General features: G+C 58.2%; 17 protein-coding genes. 4 read left to right on the forward strand and 13 right to left on the reverse strand.

Annotation, left to right across the window (positions count from 1 at the left end; all coding sequences use genetic code 11):
• The first annotated feature begins 36 nt into the window (after nt 1-36).
• The 3 genes from AVO44_RS16225 to AVO44_RS16235 all read left to right on the forward strand — a co-directional run bounded on the left by AVO44_RS16225 (nt 37) and on the right by AVO44_RS16235 (nt 2,918).
• On the forward strand, nt 37-1,728 hold the full coding sequence (locus AVO44_RS16225) for an acyl-CoA dehydrogenase family protein (RefSeq protein WP_068339054.1): 1,692 nt from the start codon (nt 37-39) through the stop codon (nt 1,726-1,728).
• A 201-nt stretch (nt 1,729-1,929) separates the two neighbouring features.
• Nucleotides 1,930-2,484 carry a hypothetical protein gene (locus AVO44_RS16230; protein ID WP_068339057.1) on the forward strand — a complete coding sequence of 185 codons (555 nt, stop codon included), beginning with the start codon at nt 1,930-1,932 and terminating at the stop codon, nt 2,482-2,484.
• Between the two features lie 41 nt (nt 2,485-2,525).
• The gene (locus AVO44_RS16235) at nt 2,526-2,918 is read left to right on the forward strand and encodes an META domain-containing protein (RefSeq protein WP_068339060.1); all 393 of its coding nucleotides are present in this window, start codon (nt 2,526-2,528) and stop codon (nt 2,916-2,918) included.
• On the opposite strand, the gene recO is transcribed toward AVO44_RS16235, so the two are convergent.
• From recO to folK, 13 genes are all read right to left on the reverse strand, one after another.
• Entirely contained in the window at nt 2,902-3,627 is a 726-nt protein-coding gene (gene recO, locus AVO44_RS16240; protein ID WP_068339062.1) for a DNA repair protein RecO, read from the reverse strand. The two genes, AVO44_RS16235 and recO, sit on opposite strands and share 17 nt — an antisense overlap.
• 95 nt (nt 3,628-3,722) lie before the next feature.
• The gene (locus AVO44_RS16245; RefSeq protein ID WP_233422008.1) at nt 3,723-4,586 is read right to left on the reverse strand and encodes an autotransporter domain-containing protein; all 864 of its coding nucleotides are present in this window, start codon (nt 4,584-4,586) and stop codon (nt 3,723-3,725) included.
• 145 nt (nt 4,587-4,731) lie between these two features.
• Nucleotides 4,732-5,061: a DUF1491 family protein gene (locus tag AVO44_RS16250; protein WP_068339067.1), complete on the reverse strand. Its 330-nt coding sequence runs from the start codon at nt 5,059-5,061 to the stop codon at nt 4,732-4,734.
• Nucleotides 5,058-5,966 (reverse strand): GTPase Era, encoded by a 909-nt coding sequence (gene era, locus AVO44_RS16255; protein WP_068339070.1) that lies wholly within the window; start codon nt 5,964-5,966, stop codon nt 5,058-5,060. Before era ends, AVO44_RS16250 begins: the two co-directional genes overlap by 4 nt.
• A 192-nt stretch (nt 5,967-6,158) precedes the next feature.
• Nucleotides 6,159-6,836, reverse strand: coding sequence for a ribonuclease III (gene rnc, locus AVO44_RS16260; RefSeq protein ID WP_068339522.1), 678 nt, complete (start codon nt 6,834-6,836; stop codon nt 6,159-6,161).
• Nucleotides 6,833-7,672: a signal peptidase I gene (lepB, locus tag AVO44_RS16265; RefSeq protein WP_068339073.1), complete on the reverse strand. Its 840-nt coding sequence runs from the start codon at nt 7,670-7,672 to the stop codon at nt 6,833-6,835. Before lepB ends, rnc begins: the two co-directional genes overlap by 4 nt.
• 57 nt (nt 7,673-7,729) lie before the next feature.
• Nucleotides 7,730-8,149, reverse strand: a complete 420-nt coding sequence (gene acpS, locus AVO44_RS16270) for a holo-ACP synthase (RefSeq protein WP_068339076.1) — start codon at nt 8,147-8,149, stop codon at nt 7,730-7,732.
• Nucleotide 8,150: 1 nt separating this feature from the next.
• Nucleotides 8,151-9,128, reverse strand: a complete 978-nt coding sequence (locus AVO44_RS16275; protein WP_068339078.1) for an NADPH:quinone reductase — start codon at nt 9,126-9,128, stop codon at nt 8,151-8,153.
• A gap of 39 nt (nt 9,129-9,167) precedes the next feature.
• Nucleotides 9,168-9,914 carry a pyridoxine 5'-phosphate synthase gene (locus tag AVO44_RS16280; protein ID WP_068339082.1) on the reverse strand — a complete coding sequence of 249 codons (747 nt, stop codon included), beginning with the start codon at nt 9,912-9,914 and terminating at the stop codon, nt 9,168-9,170.
• A complete protein-coding gene (locus AVO44_RS16285; protein WP_068339086.1) occupies nt 9,907-10,605 on the reverse strand; it encodes a DUF2062 domain-containing protein in 699 nt (232 codons plus the stop codon). Before AVO44_RS16285 ends, AVO44_RS16280 begins: the two co-directional genes overlap by 8 nt.
• Nucleotides 10,606-10,621: 16 nt before the next feature.
• On the reverse strand, nt 10,622-12,754 hold the full coding sequence (locus tag AVO44_RS16290) for a RelA/SpoT family protein (protein ID WP_068339089.1): 2,133 nt from the start codon (nt 12,752-12,754) through the stop codon (nt 10,622-10,624).
• 27 nt (nt 12,755-12,781) lie between these two features.
• Nucleotides 12,782-13,135, reverse strand: a complete 354-nt coding sequence (rpoZ, locus tag AVO44_RS16295) for a DNA-directed RNA polymerase subunit omega (protein WP_068339091.1) — start codon at nt 13,133-13,135, stop codon at nt 12,782-12,784.
• Between the two features lie 86 nt (nt 13,136-13,221).
• A complete protein-coding gene (folK, locus tag AVO44_RS16300; protein ID WP_068339525.1) occupies nt 13,222-13,791 on the reverse strand; it encodes a 2-amino-4-hydroxy-6-hydroxymethyldihydropteridine diphosphokinase in 570 nt (189 codons plus the stop codon).
• 140 nt (nt 13,792-13,931) lie between these two features.
• Between folK and AVO44_RS16305 the strand changes: the two genes are divergently transcribed.
• Nucleotides 13,932-14,507 (forward strand): LabA-like NYN domain-containing protein, encoded by a 576-nt coding sequence (locus AVO44_RS16305; protein WP_058283597.1) that lies wholly within the window; start codon nt 13,932-13,934, stop codon nt 14,505-14,507.
• The last annotated feature ends 167 nt before the right edge of the window (nt 14,508-14,674 follow it).

The following is a 14,674-nucleotide window of genomic DNA, read 5'->3' on the forward strand; positions in this document are numbered from 1 at the left end:
GATATGACCGGACGACACCAGAAAAGGACGTGATTCATGGCCCCTGACGGACAAGATGTTACCCAGATGACACCATCCGCTATTCTGCCCGACCTTCTGGCACTGACCCGTGCGGCTATCCCGGCGGTGGAAACGGTGTTTGATCGCGCTCGCGCGATTGTGCGCAACGCTGTGACCGAGGATGGGCGTGTATCTGGTGCGCTGATTGAGGCGCATCAAACGGCCGCTCATGGACTGGCATGGCTGGCGACCTACGCCCAATCGCTGCAACAGATGCAACACTGGGCTGAAGCGCTGGAGGCCGACGGCAAGTTCGGCGAGATCGAACAGTTGCTGCACCAGATCGCCTTTGGCGAATATCTCTGGCAGATTTACGGCGGCATCCAGATGAACCAGGGGGAAATCGTTCGCCTTCAGGATCTTGGATTAGGTCAGGACGACATGCGTGCACTGATGGGGCCCGAGGTCATGACCCTTACACAAAACGGCAATACTCAGGCCGCGCGCACCCGCCTTGTCGCGCTGATGGAGGATCAGGCCGGGGCCACCATGTTCGGTGCTTCGGGGCTGGACGAGGAACTGGAAATGATCCGCGACCAGTTTCGACGTTACGCCCAAGAAAAGGTCGAGCCAAACGCGCATGAATGGCACCTGAAGGATGAACTGATCCCGATGGAAATCATTGAAGAACTGGCCGAGATGGGCGTCTTTGGCCTGACCATACCGGAAGAGTTTGGCGGGTTTGGCCTATCCAAGGCCTCGATGTGCGTGGTTTCGGAGGAGCTTTCGCGCGGCTATATCGGTGTGGGTTCGCTGGGCACACGGTCGGAAATTGCAGCAGAACTGATCATCGCAGGCGGCACGGAAGAGCAAAAAGCCAATTGGTTGCCAAAACTGGCCAGCGCCGAAATCCTGCCGACCGCTGTTTTCACTGAACCGAACACCGGCTCTGACCTTGGCAGCCTGCGAACGCGGGCCGTGAAGGATGAAAACGGCGATTACCAGATTACCGGTAACAAGACATGGATTACCCATGCCGCGCGCACTCATGTGATGACCCTGCTGGCCCGCACCAACCCGGACAGCACCGATCACCGTGGCCTGTCCATGTTCCTTGCCGAAAAAACGCCGGGAACGGATGAAAACCCCTTCCCAACCCCGGGCATGACCGGCGGCGAGATTGAGGTTCTGGGCTATCGTGGCATGAAAGAATATGAGCTGGGCTTTGACGGCTTCCACGTGAAGGCGGAAAACCTGCTGGGCGGAGAAGAGGGCAAAGGCTTCAAACAACTGATGGAGACCTTCGAATCCGCCCGTATCCAAACCGCCGCGCGTGCTATCGGTGTGGCGCAAAGCGCGCTGGACATCGCCATGCAATACGCACAGGACCGCAAGCAATTCGGCAAATCCCTGATCAATTTCCCCCGCGTCTCGGGCAAGCTGGCGATGATGGCGGTCGAGATCATGATCGCCCGTCAGCTGACCTATTTCTCGGCCCGCGAGAAGGACAATGGGCACCGCTGCGATCTTGAGGCTGGAATGGCCAAGCTGCTGGGCGCGCGTGTGGCTTGGGCCGCTGCGGATAATGGCCTGCAAATCCACGGCGGCAACGGGTTTGCGTTGGAATACAAGATCAGCCGCGTCCTGTGCGACGCGCGCATTCTGAACATATTCGAGGGAGCAGCCGAAATTCAGGCACAGGTCATAGCCCGGCGTTTGCTTGGGTGACCGAATTCGGCGCTCCTGTTTCCCCAACTAACCCGGCCAGCGTGCCGGGTTTTTTTCTTGCGAAATTGAAATTGCACAAATGACGGGCACGGGGGCTCAAGCGTCGGTGGTGATCCTCCGACAAGTGAATTTCACCTTTGAACTTGGCCCTGATCCCCGATAGATCACCTACTGGCCCCGATACAAAGGATCGCAGCAGGAATGACCAAAAGACTATTCGTAGCTTGGGCAATCGTGACTGCCCTTGTGCTGGGCGGCTGCGCCACCACACAGCCGACGGCCAGCCAAAACGATATCGACACGCTGGCATATGCGATCCAATCCCTTGGTCCCGATGTCGATCCGGTCGAAGCGCGAACGGCCGCTACCCTCTCGTATACCTACTCACAGCAGCTAAAGCAGGACTGGAATGTCACTGACTCGGCCATCATCCACAATGCCAAGGTTATCAATGGCTTTCGTGAGCGCGGTTTGTGCAATGACTGGGCCGAAGCCATGACCAAGCGCCTGCGGCAGGAAGATTTTCGCACGCTGGATATCCATTGGGCGACATCGCCACCCACCCAATTCAGGATCATCCATCACTCGGCCCTGATCAGCGCCGAAGGAGATTCGATGTATGACGGGATCATCCTTGATCCCTGGCGGGCCAGCGGTGCACTGACATGGGCGCCCGTACAGGAAGACACCAAATACAACTGGCGCCCCCGGCTGGAAGTGCGGCAAGAGCTGCTGAATGGTGAGTTGCCTTTGTAGCAGCGGTTCCGTCCGGGCGTTTGGTGGGTTAAACCGGTTACATGATACGCCTGATCCTGACCCTGCCGATGTTGGCCCTGTTTCAATGCGACAAGGATGAGACCGTCGCCGCTTATGGCGCGGCCGACACGACCTGGGCGCTGCAGGAAATCGATGGGCAGCCTTACAAGGCCAGCGCCCTGCTACGCTTTCCTGAGCAAGGCAGGATCGAAGGCAACGCCCCTTGCAACAGCTATAGCGGCACCCTGACCGCGCCCTACCCATGGTTCGAAATCGCCGATCTGACGGCCACCCGCGCCGCCTGCGCCGGGCTTGAAGCCGAAGGGTTCTACTTTGCCGCCCTGATGGCCATGACCCAGTCCGAGGTATCTGGCAACGTTCTGATCCTGCGCAATGATGCCGGGCACGAGATGGTGTTCACAGCCGTCGAGTAAACTGATCCACGAAACGCGCCCGTGCCTCGGGCAGAGGATAATTCCCCAGCGACGGGGCCAGATGGTGTGCCAGAAAATATCCGGTTGTCTGAAGGCCAAGTACAATCTCAGCGTCGGGCGCGCGCCCCTCTCCTCTCAAGCACGGGGGCAGCGGCAACAGCCTGTCTGCCCATTCCCCTGCCCCTTTGGCACTGACCGCGCGGCCGGTTTTGGGTGAGACATAGGCCAAACCGCTGGTTGAACCGGTCACTGCACAGGACGAAAGATCAAGACCAAACCCCAACTCTTCCAACAAGGCCAATTCCCACCGCAGATAAGCCAGCGGCCAAATCTCGTCCTGCCCGAGCAAGTCCATCAACCGTTCGGTTTGCGTATAAATCGCCGGATGAGGCTCCCGCTCTGGCAGACAGAACGTCAGCAGCGCAACAACGGCGTTCAATCCTGCCAGGGCCAATCGGCCAGAGAATGCAGCCGCAGCACGCGACCGCAGCGGTTCGACCTGAAAGGTTCCGATATGTTCTTCAAGCCGGGCGCGCCAAAGCACATCCAGCTGCGCCCCCGGTTGCAGGATCGGGGCAATCTTGCGGCTGGTTCCGCCCCGCACAACGCCCGCATGGCGGCCATGGCTTTCGGTAAAAACCTCGACAATCGCCGCCGTTTCCCCATGGCGACGCGTGGTCAAAAGGATACCGTGATCACGCCAGTCCAACTTGGGCTCCTTATGCCTGCGGGTTTCCCCTTGCCCGCAACAGATCGCAAGGCGCCAATATTCGCAAGGGCTGTGATGACCTAAACCAGGCGCGCTTAAAACCTGACCCTGAAGGCCGCACCCACCAGCGGGGCTGTGTCATAGCTCTGGCGGCTAAGTTCCGCTCCATTCGCGTCATCCAGCGTCAGACGTCCATCAAGCTCGGCCCCTGCAAAGACATTCAACGAAACGCCCGGATTGGGGTTATACCCAAACGAGATCACCACGGGGATGCTTTTGTCTTCGCCCACGCCGTTCGGTGCCAGCCCATCATCGTCCAGCCGGAACCGGATACGCTCGTACCGGGCCGACACGGCAAGGTTCATCGTGTCGTTGAGCGCATAGCTGAGCGTCAGGCCCGGCCCCTGCGTTGCCCCAACCCCCGAGCCGGTGTTCAGATTCCAGCGGTCATTGATATCCCAATCAACAAGCAGAGCGGGAAAAAAGTCGATATCATTGTCTTCGATCTGCGAAAACACCCCAAAAGCCGGGCCGATGGTCAGCCGCTCGTTCAGCTTCCAGGCGACGCCCGCAAAAACGCCATAGGTTCTGCCATCACTGGCCTCGGCCCCGCTTTGATAGTCCCACCTGACTTGCGGAGAGATGAAAACCGTGGTCGCGTTCCCAACACCAAACCGAAGCGGTACCGCAACGCGGATGTCCCGAATGTCTTCCCATGGTTGGTTATTGGCCTGACTGAAGTTGTAGTCCAACCGGCCAAAGCTTGCCGACACTCCAAGCGACGTGTCATCTTGAAACGTATAAAGCGCTGTGGTGCGCAGGAAAATGCGGCTTGCAGAAAACTCACCACCCTCACTCAAATCTGCGTCACCCTGATACGCGGCGAGACCATCGATTTGATAACCCCATCCCAACCGGGGCTGCGCAAGCGAAGGTGACGCAAAAAAACCGAAAATCATCGCAGAAACGCAGCATAGTCGGGCAATCGTTTTCATCAAGCTCAACCTCAATAGGGCGGGTTACAAGGACAGATAACACTTCGGTGCGAACGGTAGAACGTATCGCAGAAATAGAATGCTAAACTGTGGCAACCAGGGCTGGAAGCTAGTCCAACCCTTCGTCACCCAGAAGGTGACGGCCCTGCCTGTCCTCGACCTCAATCACCCAAAGGTCGGGATCAAAACTGCGCTGGCGCTGGATGGCCTGATCCACCTCGGTCTCGGGGCCAGAGGAGAGTTCCACCCATTTGCGTTCACCGCTCATCAAATCAAAGCTGCGCTGGAAGGCAATCGCCTGCCCGTCCAGCGTGTTCAGCTTGACCAGTACCGCACCCGCCGTATCGTCGCCGTGGGTCACGACAAAGGCCGGGATTTCCTGAAAGCGAAGCCGCGCCAGATAGGCGTGAACCCAGAATTCGGCCGTCAGGCGGGTCATGCGTTGCCGTCTTTGAAATCCAAACCCATTTCCGAGTAGCGCTCGGACTCTTCCAACCAGTTGGGCCGGACTTTGACTTGCAGGAACAGGTGGATCTTGCGGTCCAGAAACTCTTCAAGCTCTGCCCTTGCCGCTTGGCTGACAGCCTTGATAGTCTCACCGCGTTTGCCGAGAACAATACCTTTGTGACCATCGCGCATGACATAGATCACCTGATCGATCTTGGCCGAGCCATCCTTGCGTTCCTCCCAGTTCTCGGTCTCGACCGTCAACTGATAGGGCAACTCCTGATGCAGGCGCAGGGTCAGTTTCTCGCGCGTCATCTCGGCGGCAATCATGCGCAGGGGCAGATCGGCAATCTGGTCTTCGGGGTAAAGCCACGGGCCTTCGGGCACTTCCGCGGCCAGCCACTTGCGCAGATCGTCGACGCCGTGGCCCTTTTCCGCCGAAATCATAAAGGTTTCGGCAAAAGGGTAACGCGCATTCAACTCGCTGGTCAGGGCCAGTAGTTTCTCGGACGGAACCTTGTCGATCTTGTTGATCGCCAGCGCGATCTTGCGGCCCTGTCCGATCTCATCCAGACCTTCGAGGATGCGTTCGACCCCTTCGGTGATGCCGCGATGGGCCTCGACCATCAGCACGACGATATCGGCATCTGCGGCCCCGCCCCACGCAGCAGCGACCATGGCGCGATCCAGGCGGCGGCGGGGCTTGAACAGGCCGGGCGTGTCCACAAAGACCAGCTGCGCGTCGCCTTCCATCGCCACGCCGCGAATACGGGCGCGAGTCGTCTGAACCTTATGCGTCACGATCGAGACCTTAGCCCCGACCATGCGGTTCAGAAGGGTAGATTTGCCTGCGTTTGGCTCTCCGATCAGGGCGATAAATCCGGCGCGTGTGCTCATGTGTGTTGCGATCCTGTTAGCAAGTGCGCACCCCTATAGCAGAAACACCCGACGGACCAGAGGGATTTGTCGCATTGCTGCCCTGCGCCACCGCTGCCACACCGCTATCACGCACTGCTAGCGATGGGTGTGATGCCGCGGCCTGTCAAGGGATCGCTACCACCCGTCAGCCCACCTACACGGAAGGTGCGTTCAGGTTAGTCGGTCCAACAACGCTTTGGCCGCAGCTTGTTCGGCCTGCCGTTTGGACCCGGCGGTGGCTTGCGCCTCTGCTCCGTCCTGCAAGCGGGCAGCGATGGTGAAAACGGGCGCGTGATCGGGGCCGCTGCGTTTGAGTTCAACGTATGAAGGCGGCCTCTGCCCACGCGCTTGCGCCCATTCCTGCAACGAGGTCTTTGCGTCGCGCGCATCGGCTTCAACCTTGTGGATGCGATCACCCCATAGCCTCAGGATCACATCTCGTGCAGCCTCGAACCCTGCATCGCGATAAATCGCGGCAATGACGGCCTCCATCGCGTCGCCCAACAAAGCCTGCTTGCGGCGGCCGCCAGACAGCATCTCGGACCGGCCCAGCTTAAGCACTGCACCCAGATCGATCTGACGGGCGACGTCCGCGCAAGCCTCTTTGCGAACCAGCGCATTGAAACGCGGAGCAAGTTGGCCCTCGGACGCCTTTTTGTCGGCCTCCAGCAGCGCTGTGGCCATGACAAGTCCCAATACCCGATCACCAAGGAACTCAAGGCGCTGATTGTCGGGCCGCGTTGCCGATGAGACCGAGCCATGGGTCAGCGCCCGTACCAGCAGTTCCGGGTCAGAAAACTCATACCCGAGACGCCGCTGGAACGCCTTTATCTCTGCCGATAGCTTCAATTGATCGCCTTGAAAAAGCGATCGCTGCGCCATGTCCAGAAGAACAGCATCGACCGGCCCGCAGACGAGAACATGATCCGGTCCGCACGACCAATCAGGTTTTCATACGGCACATAGCCAACGCCACCGGCGGATTGCGGCAGGCGGCTGTCGCTGGAATTGTCGCGGTTGTCACCCATGAAGAAATAGTGGCCTTCGGGCACGGTGTAGATGCCAGTATTGTCCGAAGCCTGATTGCCGATGTTCAGGACATCGTAGGACACCCCATTAGGCAAAGTCTCGATCAGGCGGGATTTTTCGCAGGCACCACCAATGCCGACGGGGCCATTTTCACAGCGCGGGCGCAGTCGTTGCGGCCCCTGCGGCTCGGCAGTTTCAGTAAAGACGCCATCTGGTTGTTGCGGCACCGGGGTCCCATTCAGGATAACCTGTCCGTCGCGGATCTGAATACGGTCACCCGGCATGCCGATCAGTCGCTTAATGTAGTCACGCCCGGTGACCGGATGGCGAAAAACAATGACGTCGCCACGCTCGGGCTCTCCGCCCAGGATGCGGGAATTGTCGCCTCCTGGTATCCAGCCGCAGATATCTTCGGCATCAATGTTCAAACCGACACTGGGGATAATCAGACTGGGGCAGGACGCATAGGAATAGCCATAGGCCATCTTATTAACGAAAAGGAAATCCCCGATCAGCAAGGTCTGTTTCATAGAACCGGAAGGAATCCAAAACGGCTGAAAGAACAGGGTACGGAAAACGCCGGCGATCAACAGGGCGTAGACGATGGTTTTGATCGTCTCCCATATGGGATTTCCGGTTTTGACGTCCTCGGCCATACTGCTCTCCGGTCCTTGGGTTGTTGGGGTGCTACATGCGGGGCGGTTGGGGGCAAGTCAAGACTGAGCGGCGTGATCTTGAAGCGGGCGGGCCTCAATCACAACGAAGGCCTGCGCCCATGGGTGGTCATCAGTCAGTGTGACATGGATAATGGCCTCGTGACCCTCGGGCGTCATCTCTTTCAGACGTTCGGCGGCCCAGCCGGTGACATGCATCACGGGCTGACCCGTGCGCAGATTGGTGACCGCCATATCCCGCCACGAAATGCCCATGCGCAAACCGGTACCCAAAGCCTTTGAGCAAGCCTCTTTCGCCGCCCAGCGCTTGGCGTAGGTTCCCGCGGTGTCGGCCCGGCGTTCGGCCTTGTTCTGCTCGGTTTCAGTGAAGACACGGTTGCGGAAACGGTCGCCAAAACGGTCAAGCGTACCCTGAATGCGTTCGATATTCGCGAGGTCCGTGCCGATGCCAAGGATCACATCACACCTCCAGAACCACAGTGCCCATCTTCTCACCGGCTTCGACCATCTTGTGAGCTGCCGCAGCATCGGCCAAATGCCCCGCAGGCACGACCGCATGGGTCAAAACGCCCTGCTCCAACCATTCCGTCAGTTGGGCTTCGCCCCTGCGCCGCGCGACGGCGTCCAACTGATACACGATCAGCATGTGCAGGCGAATGTTCTTGAACATGAAGCCGTAGAAATCAAGTTCTGGGCGCATCTGCGACGCCGATGCATAGCTTGCGATGGTGCCGCCCGGTCGGATCAAACCCAGCGAGGCTTCCTGATTGGCTGCAAAATCGACTTCGACAATACGGTCAACACCGGCGCCATCGGTCATGTCCATCACAGCTTGCGTCACATTCTGAGTGCGGTAGTTCACAAACTCATCCGCGCCAGAATGTGCGGCCTTTTCCTGCGAACTCACCGTTGTGATGACCCGTGCACCACCAAGGGCGGCCATCTGACAGGCGTAACGCCCCACAGTTCCCGCACCCCCGGTCACCAGAACCGTCTTGTCCGCAATCGGCCCGTCAGCATACAACGCGTACCACGCGGTCATTGCCGGGATTCCAAAGCAAGCCCCTTCGGCAAAACTGGTCGTCTCCGGCAGAAAAACCGCCTGCTCGGACGGCAGGGCGATATACTCTGCACCGGTTCCGAACGCGCGTTGCCATTGGCCATTCCAGATCCAGACCCGTTCGCCGACCCGAGCCGGATCGACACCCGTACCGACGGCCACGATAACCCCAGCACCGTCCGAATGTGGAATGACAACAGGATACTGCATGACCGCCCCGGGGCGCGCGCCACCGCGCAGTTTGACATCCGATGGATTGATCCCCGTGGCCTTCAACTGAACCACGACTTCACCCGGTCCAGCAACGGGGTCAGGCATGTCGACCAGTTCAAGCACGTCATCTGCCGTGCCAAAGCTACGATAAGTGATTGCCTTCATGGCGTCCCCTCTTGATCCTGCGTGCGTTGCGCAACCTGATCAGGCTCGTGCCTCATCCATCAGGCGACGCATCTCGGCTATCGCCGGGGTGAGACCACGGAAAATCGCCTCACCGATCAGGAAATGGCCGATATTCAACTCTCGCACCTCAGGGAAAGCCGCGACGGGTTGCACCGTTTCATAGTTCAAACCGTGCCCAGCATGCACCTCAAGACCTAGTGAGTGGGCAAAAGCGGACATCTGGCGCAGGCTTTCCAGTTCGGTTGCGGCTTCATCCACCCGGCCTTCGGCATGGGCGTCGCAATAAGCGCCTGTGTGCAGCTCAATCACTTCGGCACCGATGCGGTGCGCCGCCTCGATCTGGCGCTGGTCGGCTGCAATGAAGATCGACACGCGACACCCCGCCTCGCGCAGCGGCGCGATGTAATGGGCCAGCTTGTTTTCCTCACGCGCGACCTCAAGCCCGCCTTCGGTTGTACGCTCTTCGCGTTTTTCCGGGACAATGCAAACGGCATGCGGTTTATGGCGCAAGGCGATCTTTTGCATTTCCGGCGTCGCAGCCATTTCGAAGTTCAGCGGCACTGACAGAACTTCCATCAGACCATCGATATCCGCGTCCGAGATGTGGCGGCGATCTTCACGCAAATGGGCAGTAATTCCATCTGCCCCAGCCTCTTCCGCCAGTTTGGCGGCGCGCAACGGGTCGGGATAGTCTCCACCGCGCGCGTTCCGCACGGTAGCGACATGGTCGATATTCACGCCCAGACGCAGGTGGTTTTCAGACATCGCTTGATTCCTTTCCCGAACTCTGGCCCGAGCCTAGAGGGTTTGATACCGGAACGGCAGGTTCGCTTTCGGCCAGACGCTTGATTTCTTCGAATTTCGCTTTGATCCGCGCACGGCGGCGTTGCTGGTAGGTACGAACCACCGGAAGGCTGAGGTGATAACAGACGAACCCGGCAATGAGCCCCGGAAAGATGCCCCCGATCATGTAAGGAAAGAACACTTCGTCGTAAAAAATACTCAACCCGCCCCAATCAGCGACGCGATCTGTGAACATGGCCATAAAGTTGTTCTTCAGATCACCCAGCGCCTGAACGAAACTGTCCGTCAGGCCGTGTGTTTCACCCTCTTCAAAATCGTCCCCCAAAAGAAAATGACCCGTTTGCAGACAGACCACGGCGATGGGAACATAAGTCAGGGGATTTCCGAAAAATGTACCGCTCAACGAAGCCAGCAGATTGCCGTTGATCAATCGGCTGATCAGCGCTGCGATAAAGAAATGAAACCCATAGAAGGGCGTGAACGCAGTAAACACGCCCGCCCCAACGCCGCGCGCAATACGTTCAGGTGAATCGGGCAGGCGCCGGATACGGTGTTTGACGTAGTGAAAGGCACGGGTCCATCCGCCGCGCGGATAAACGAACTCCGAAGCGATCTGAATGGGTGAGCGTCGGTCTCGGCGCTTAAAAACCACTCCTGATCACCCTCTCTCAAACAGCCGCTACAGCGGTTTTTTCCTTGTCGCGATACCGATCAACCGCGGCGACGTCGCTTTCGGCCTCAAGTGTAAGCATCAGCGAATGCAACTGTTCTAGGTCGCGCAGCTCGACACTGATCAGAAGTCGGTAAAAATCCGGTTTGCGATCAACGAATTCCAGGTTCGAGATATTGGCCTTTTTCTCGCCAATCAATGTGCAAATACGCCCCAGTACCCCAGCGTCATTTCCGATGGTCAGATCAAGCGTCACACCATACACCGCCGGGTGCGTGCCCGAATGCCAGTGCAGGTCAACCCAGCGGTTAGGCTCGCTTTCGTATTCAGACAGTCGATCGCAATCGATTGCGTGCACAACCACGCCCCTGCCGCGATACGTAATACCGACAATACGCTCACCAGGCAGAGGCTGACAGCACGGTGCGCGTTCGAATTTCTGTCCGGGTTCCAGACCGATCACCGCGCGGCGCGGGGAAATAGCATCGCCGTCATCCTGTGTCAGTTCGGGATAAACCGCACTGACCACGTCATGCGCCGTCAATTCGGCGCTTCCAAGGCGCGCCAACAGCTCGTGACGATCCTTGAGCCGCAGGTGCTTGGCGGCAGTATCCAGGGCTTTGTCGGTGGCTTTGCGACCCACGTGGTCGAAGCCCGACCGGGCAAGTTCCTTGCCAAGCTTAATAAATCGCTCGCGGTCGACCTCGCGCAGCGCGCGGCGGATCGATGTCCGGGCTTTTCCAGTCACCGCGATCTCAAGCCATGTGACCTGCGGGGTCTGCCCATCAGCGGTAATGATGTCGACCGATTGCCCGTTCTTGATCCGGGTCCACAGCGGTACGCGGATGCCGTCAACCTTGGCACCCACGCAGGCGTGCCCGATCCGCGTGTGGATGGCATAGGCGAAATCTATCGGCGTCGCACCACGTGGCAGTTTTACCACGTCGCCCTTGGGCGTAAAACAGAAGACCTGATCCGAATACATCTCAAGCTTGACCGCTTCGAGGAAGTCTTCGTGATCCTCTTCGCTGTCGAACTGTTCGGTCAGATTCGCGATCCACTTGGCCGGGTCCACGGCAAATGGGTTTTCCGAACGCACACCATCGCGATACGACCAGTGCGCCGCCACGCCCGTTTCGGCCACGTCATGCATCTGGCGGGTACGTATCTGAACCTCGACCCGCTTGCCATCGCGTCCAGAAACCGTCGTGTGAATTGAGCGGTATCCGTTCGATTTCGGCTGGCTTATGTAGTCTTTGAACCGCCCAGGAACGGCGCGCCAGCGCTGATGGATCGCGCCCAGCGTGCGATAGCAATCTTCTTCGGTCTGAGTGATGATGCGGAAACCGTAGATATCCGAAAGGCGCGAAAAGCCCTGATCCTTTTCCTGCATCTTGCGCCAGATCGAATACGGTTTCTTGGCCCGTCCGAAGACCTCTGCGTCGATCCCGGCCTTTTCCAGCTCATGCCGCATATCGCCGGTGATACGATGGATTACGTCGCCGGTTTCGCGCTGCAACGTGATAAAACGCCGGATGATTGACTGACGTCCTTCGGGATTGAGCACCCGAAAGGCAAGGTCTTCCAGCTCCTCTCGCATCCATTGCATACCCATGCGGCCCGCAAGCGGCGCATAGATATCCATCGTCTCACGCGCTTTTTGAATCTGCTTTTCCGGGCGCATCGCCTTGATCGTGCGCATGTTGTGCAAACGGTCGGCGAGTTTAACCAGGATAACCCGCAGGTCCTTGGACATCGCCATGAACAGCTTGCGGAAATTCTCGGCCTGCTTGGTCTCTCGGCTGGAAAGTTGCAGGTTGGTCAGCTTGGTTACGCCATCGACCAGCTTGGCGACCTCATCCCCGAACAGATCGGCCACCTTGCCGTAGCTGGCTTTGGTATCCTCGATCGTGTCATGCAGAAGTGCCGTGATGATGGTGGCATCATCCAGACGCTGTTCGGTTAGAATGGCGGCAACGGCAACAGGATGAGTGAAATAAGGCTCGCCAGAATGGCGGAACTGCCCTTCGTGCATCTGACGTCCAAATTCAAATGCGCGGGCAATGCGGTCTGCGTTGGTTTTGGGGTTGTAGTTGCGGACCAGCGCAATCAAGTCGTCAGCAGAAATCATCCGGTCCGCACCTTGTGTAAGCTTGGGTTACCCCTGGCCTTGAGCCTCCATCAGAGCGCGCAACAGCTTCTCTTCGGACATGTCATCTTCGACAGGCTTGTCCGATTCCGCACCCATGAGAAGAGCCATCTGGTCTTCTTCGGGCTCATCAACCTCGATCTGCGTTTGGTTCGCTTCGATCAGGCGCTCGCGCAGTTCATCGGCGCTTTGCGTCTCATCGGCAATCTCGCGCAGTGACACAACAGGGTTCTTGTCATTGTCACGATCGACGGTGATCGCCGCACCGGCAGAAATCTCGCGCGCACGATGCGCGGCGAGCATTACCAGTTCGAACCGGTTTGGAACCTTGTCTACGCAATCTTCAACCGTCACGCGGGCCATTGGGCGCTCTCCGTTACTGAATCCATGTCAGGAAGACGTTTATCTATGCGCGAATCCCCGGCTTGACAAGCAGGAAATGGCATCCATCACACGGGGGTGACGGCCTTGATCTCATCAGCGTCCAGTTCTGCAAGCATCTCAGTGACAGTGCGCCCCAACACCGGGTGACGCCAACCCGGGGCCACGTCCGCCATCGGGACCAGCACAAAGGCGCGGTCCTGCAGGCGTGGGTGCGGCAGGATCAGCTCTTGCGGCGCCTGTTGTTTCTGCGCGTCAAGCGGCAAGACCCGCCATCGTTCGTACTCGGCCAAGTCCGGCAGGACAAGATCATCGTAGCAAATCAAATCCAGATCGAGCGTGCGCATGCCCCAGCGCTGTACCCGCTCGCGACCGAATTCATGCTCGACGTCGTGCAGCATGTTCAGCAGCTCGAGCGGGGTCTTGTCAGTTTCGACCACGACAGCCGCATTCACATAGTCCGGCCCGGCCCCGGCAGGAAAACATGGGGTCTCGAAAAAGCGGCTGATGGCGCGAATCACAAACCCTTGACGCGAAATTGCGTCAATTGCCCTTTCAAGTGTCACTCTGGGTCTTGATGCGCTCAAACTGAGATTTGCACCCAATGCTATCACCGCTTCTGACGAAGATTTGCGCATTTCATCCCCCATATTTGACAAATTGCCTGCTTGCGATACGTTTAAAATGCCCTAATTATAGGCATATCAGCGTGTTGCTCATTCACTAGCTCACTCACCTACCACTCGGCGCCGCTGGTTTGTACCGGAAGGATCTATTTATGTTTTATAAAGACGAACGGCTAGCGCTGTTCATCGACGGCTCGAATCTTTATGCAGCCGCAAAAGCACTGGGGTTTGATATCGACTACAAACTGCTGCGTCAGGAATTCATGCGCCGCGGAAAAATGCTTCGTGCTTTCTACTATACAGCGCTTTTGGAAAACGACGAGTATTCGCCGATCCGTCCCTTGGTCGACTGGCTGCATTACAACGGCTTCACCATGGTGACCAAACCGGCAAAGGAATACACCGACAGCATGGGGCGTCGGAAAGTCAAAGGCAACATGGATATCGAATTGACCGTCGATGCCATGGAACTGGCGCCGCGCGTCGATCATATTGTGCTGTTTTCGGGCGATGGGGATTTCCGCCCGTTGATTGCCAGCCTTCAAAGGCAGGGCGTGCGTGTATCGGTTGTCTCAACCATCCGCAGCCAGCCGCCAATGATTTCGGATGAATTGCGCCGTCAGGCGGATAACTTCATCGAGTTGGAAGATTTGCGCGACGTGATCGGGCGGCCTCCGCGTGAAATGCCGATGGAGCCACGCAGCGTCGCCGCCGCCGGCGGTCAGTAAGCGTCAGCTTCGCACAAAACCGGTTCAAGAATTCGGCGCGGTCAGAGTGTTTGTTCTGACCGCGCCTTCGCTATACCAATGAACAGGTGCTTAAACACCTATTGGCTAACATCGATTCGTGTCAGGTAAATGACACGGTCGCGTCTGGACCAAGGCCACGAAAAGAC

Source organism: Ruegeria profundi (assembly GCF_001507545.1).
In the GTDB taxonomy this organism is placed as follows: Bacteria; Pseudomonadota; Alphaproteobacteria; order Rhodobacterales; family Rhodobacteraceae; genus Ruegeria; species Ruegeria profundi.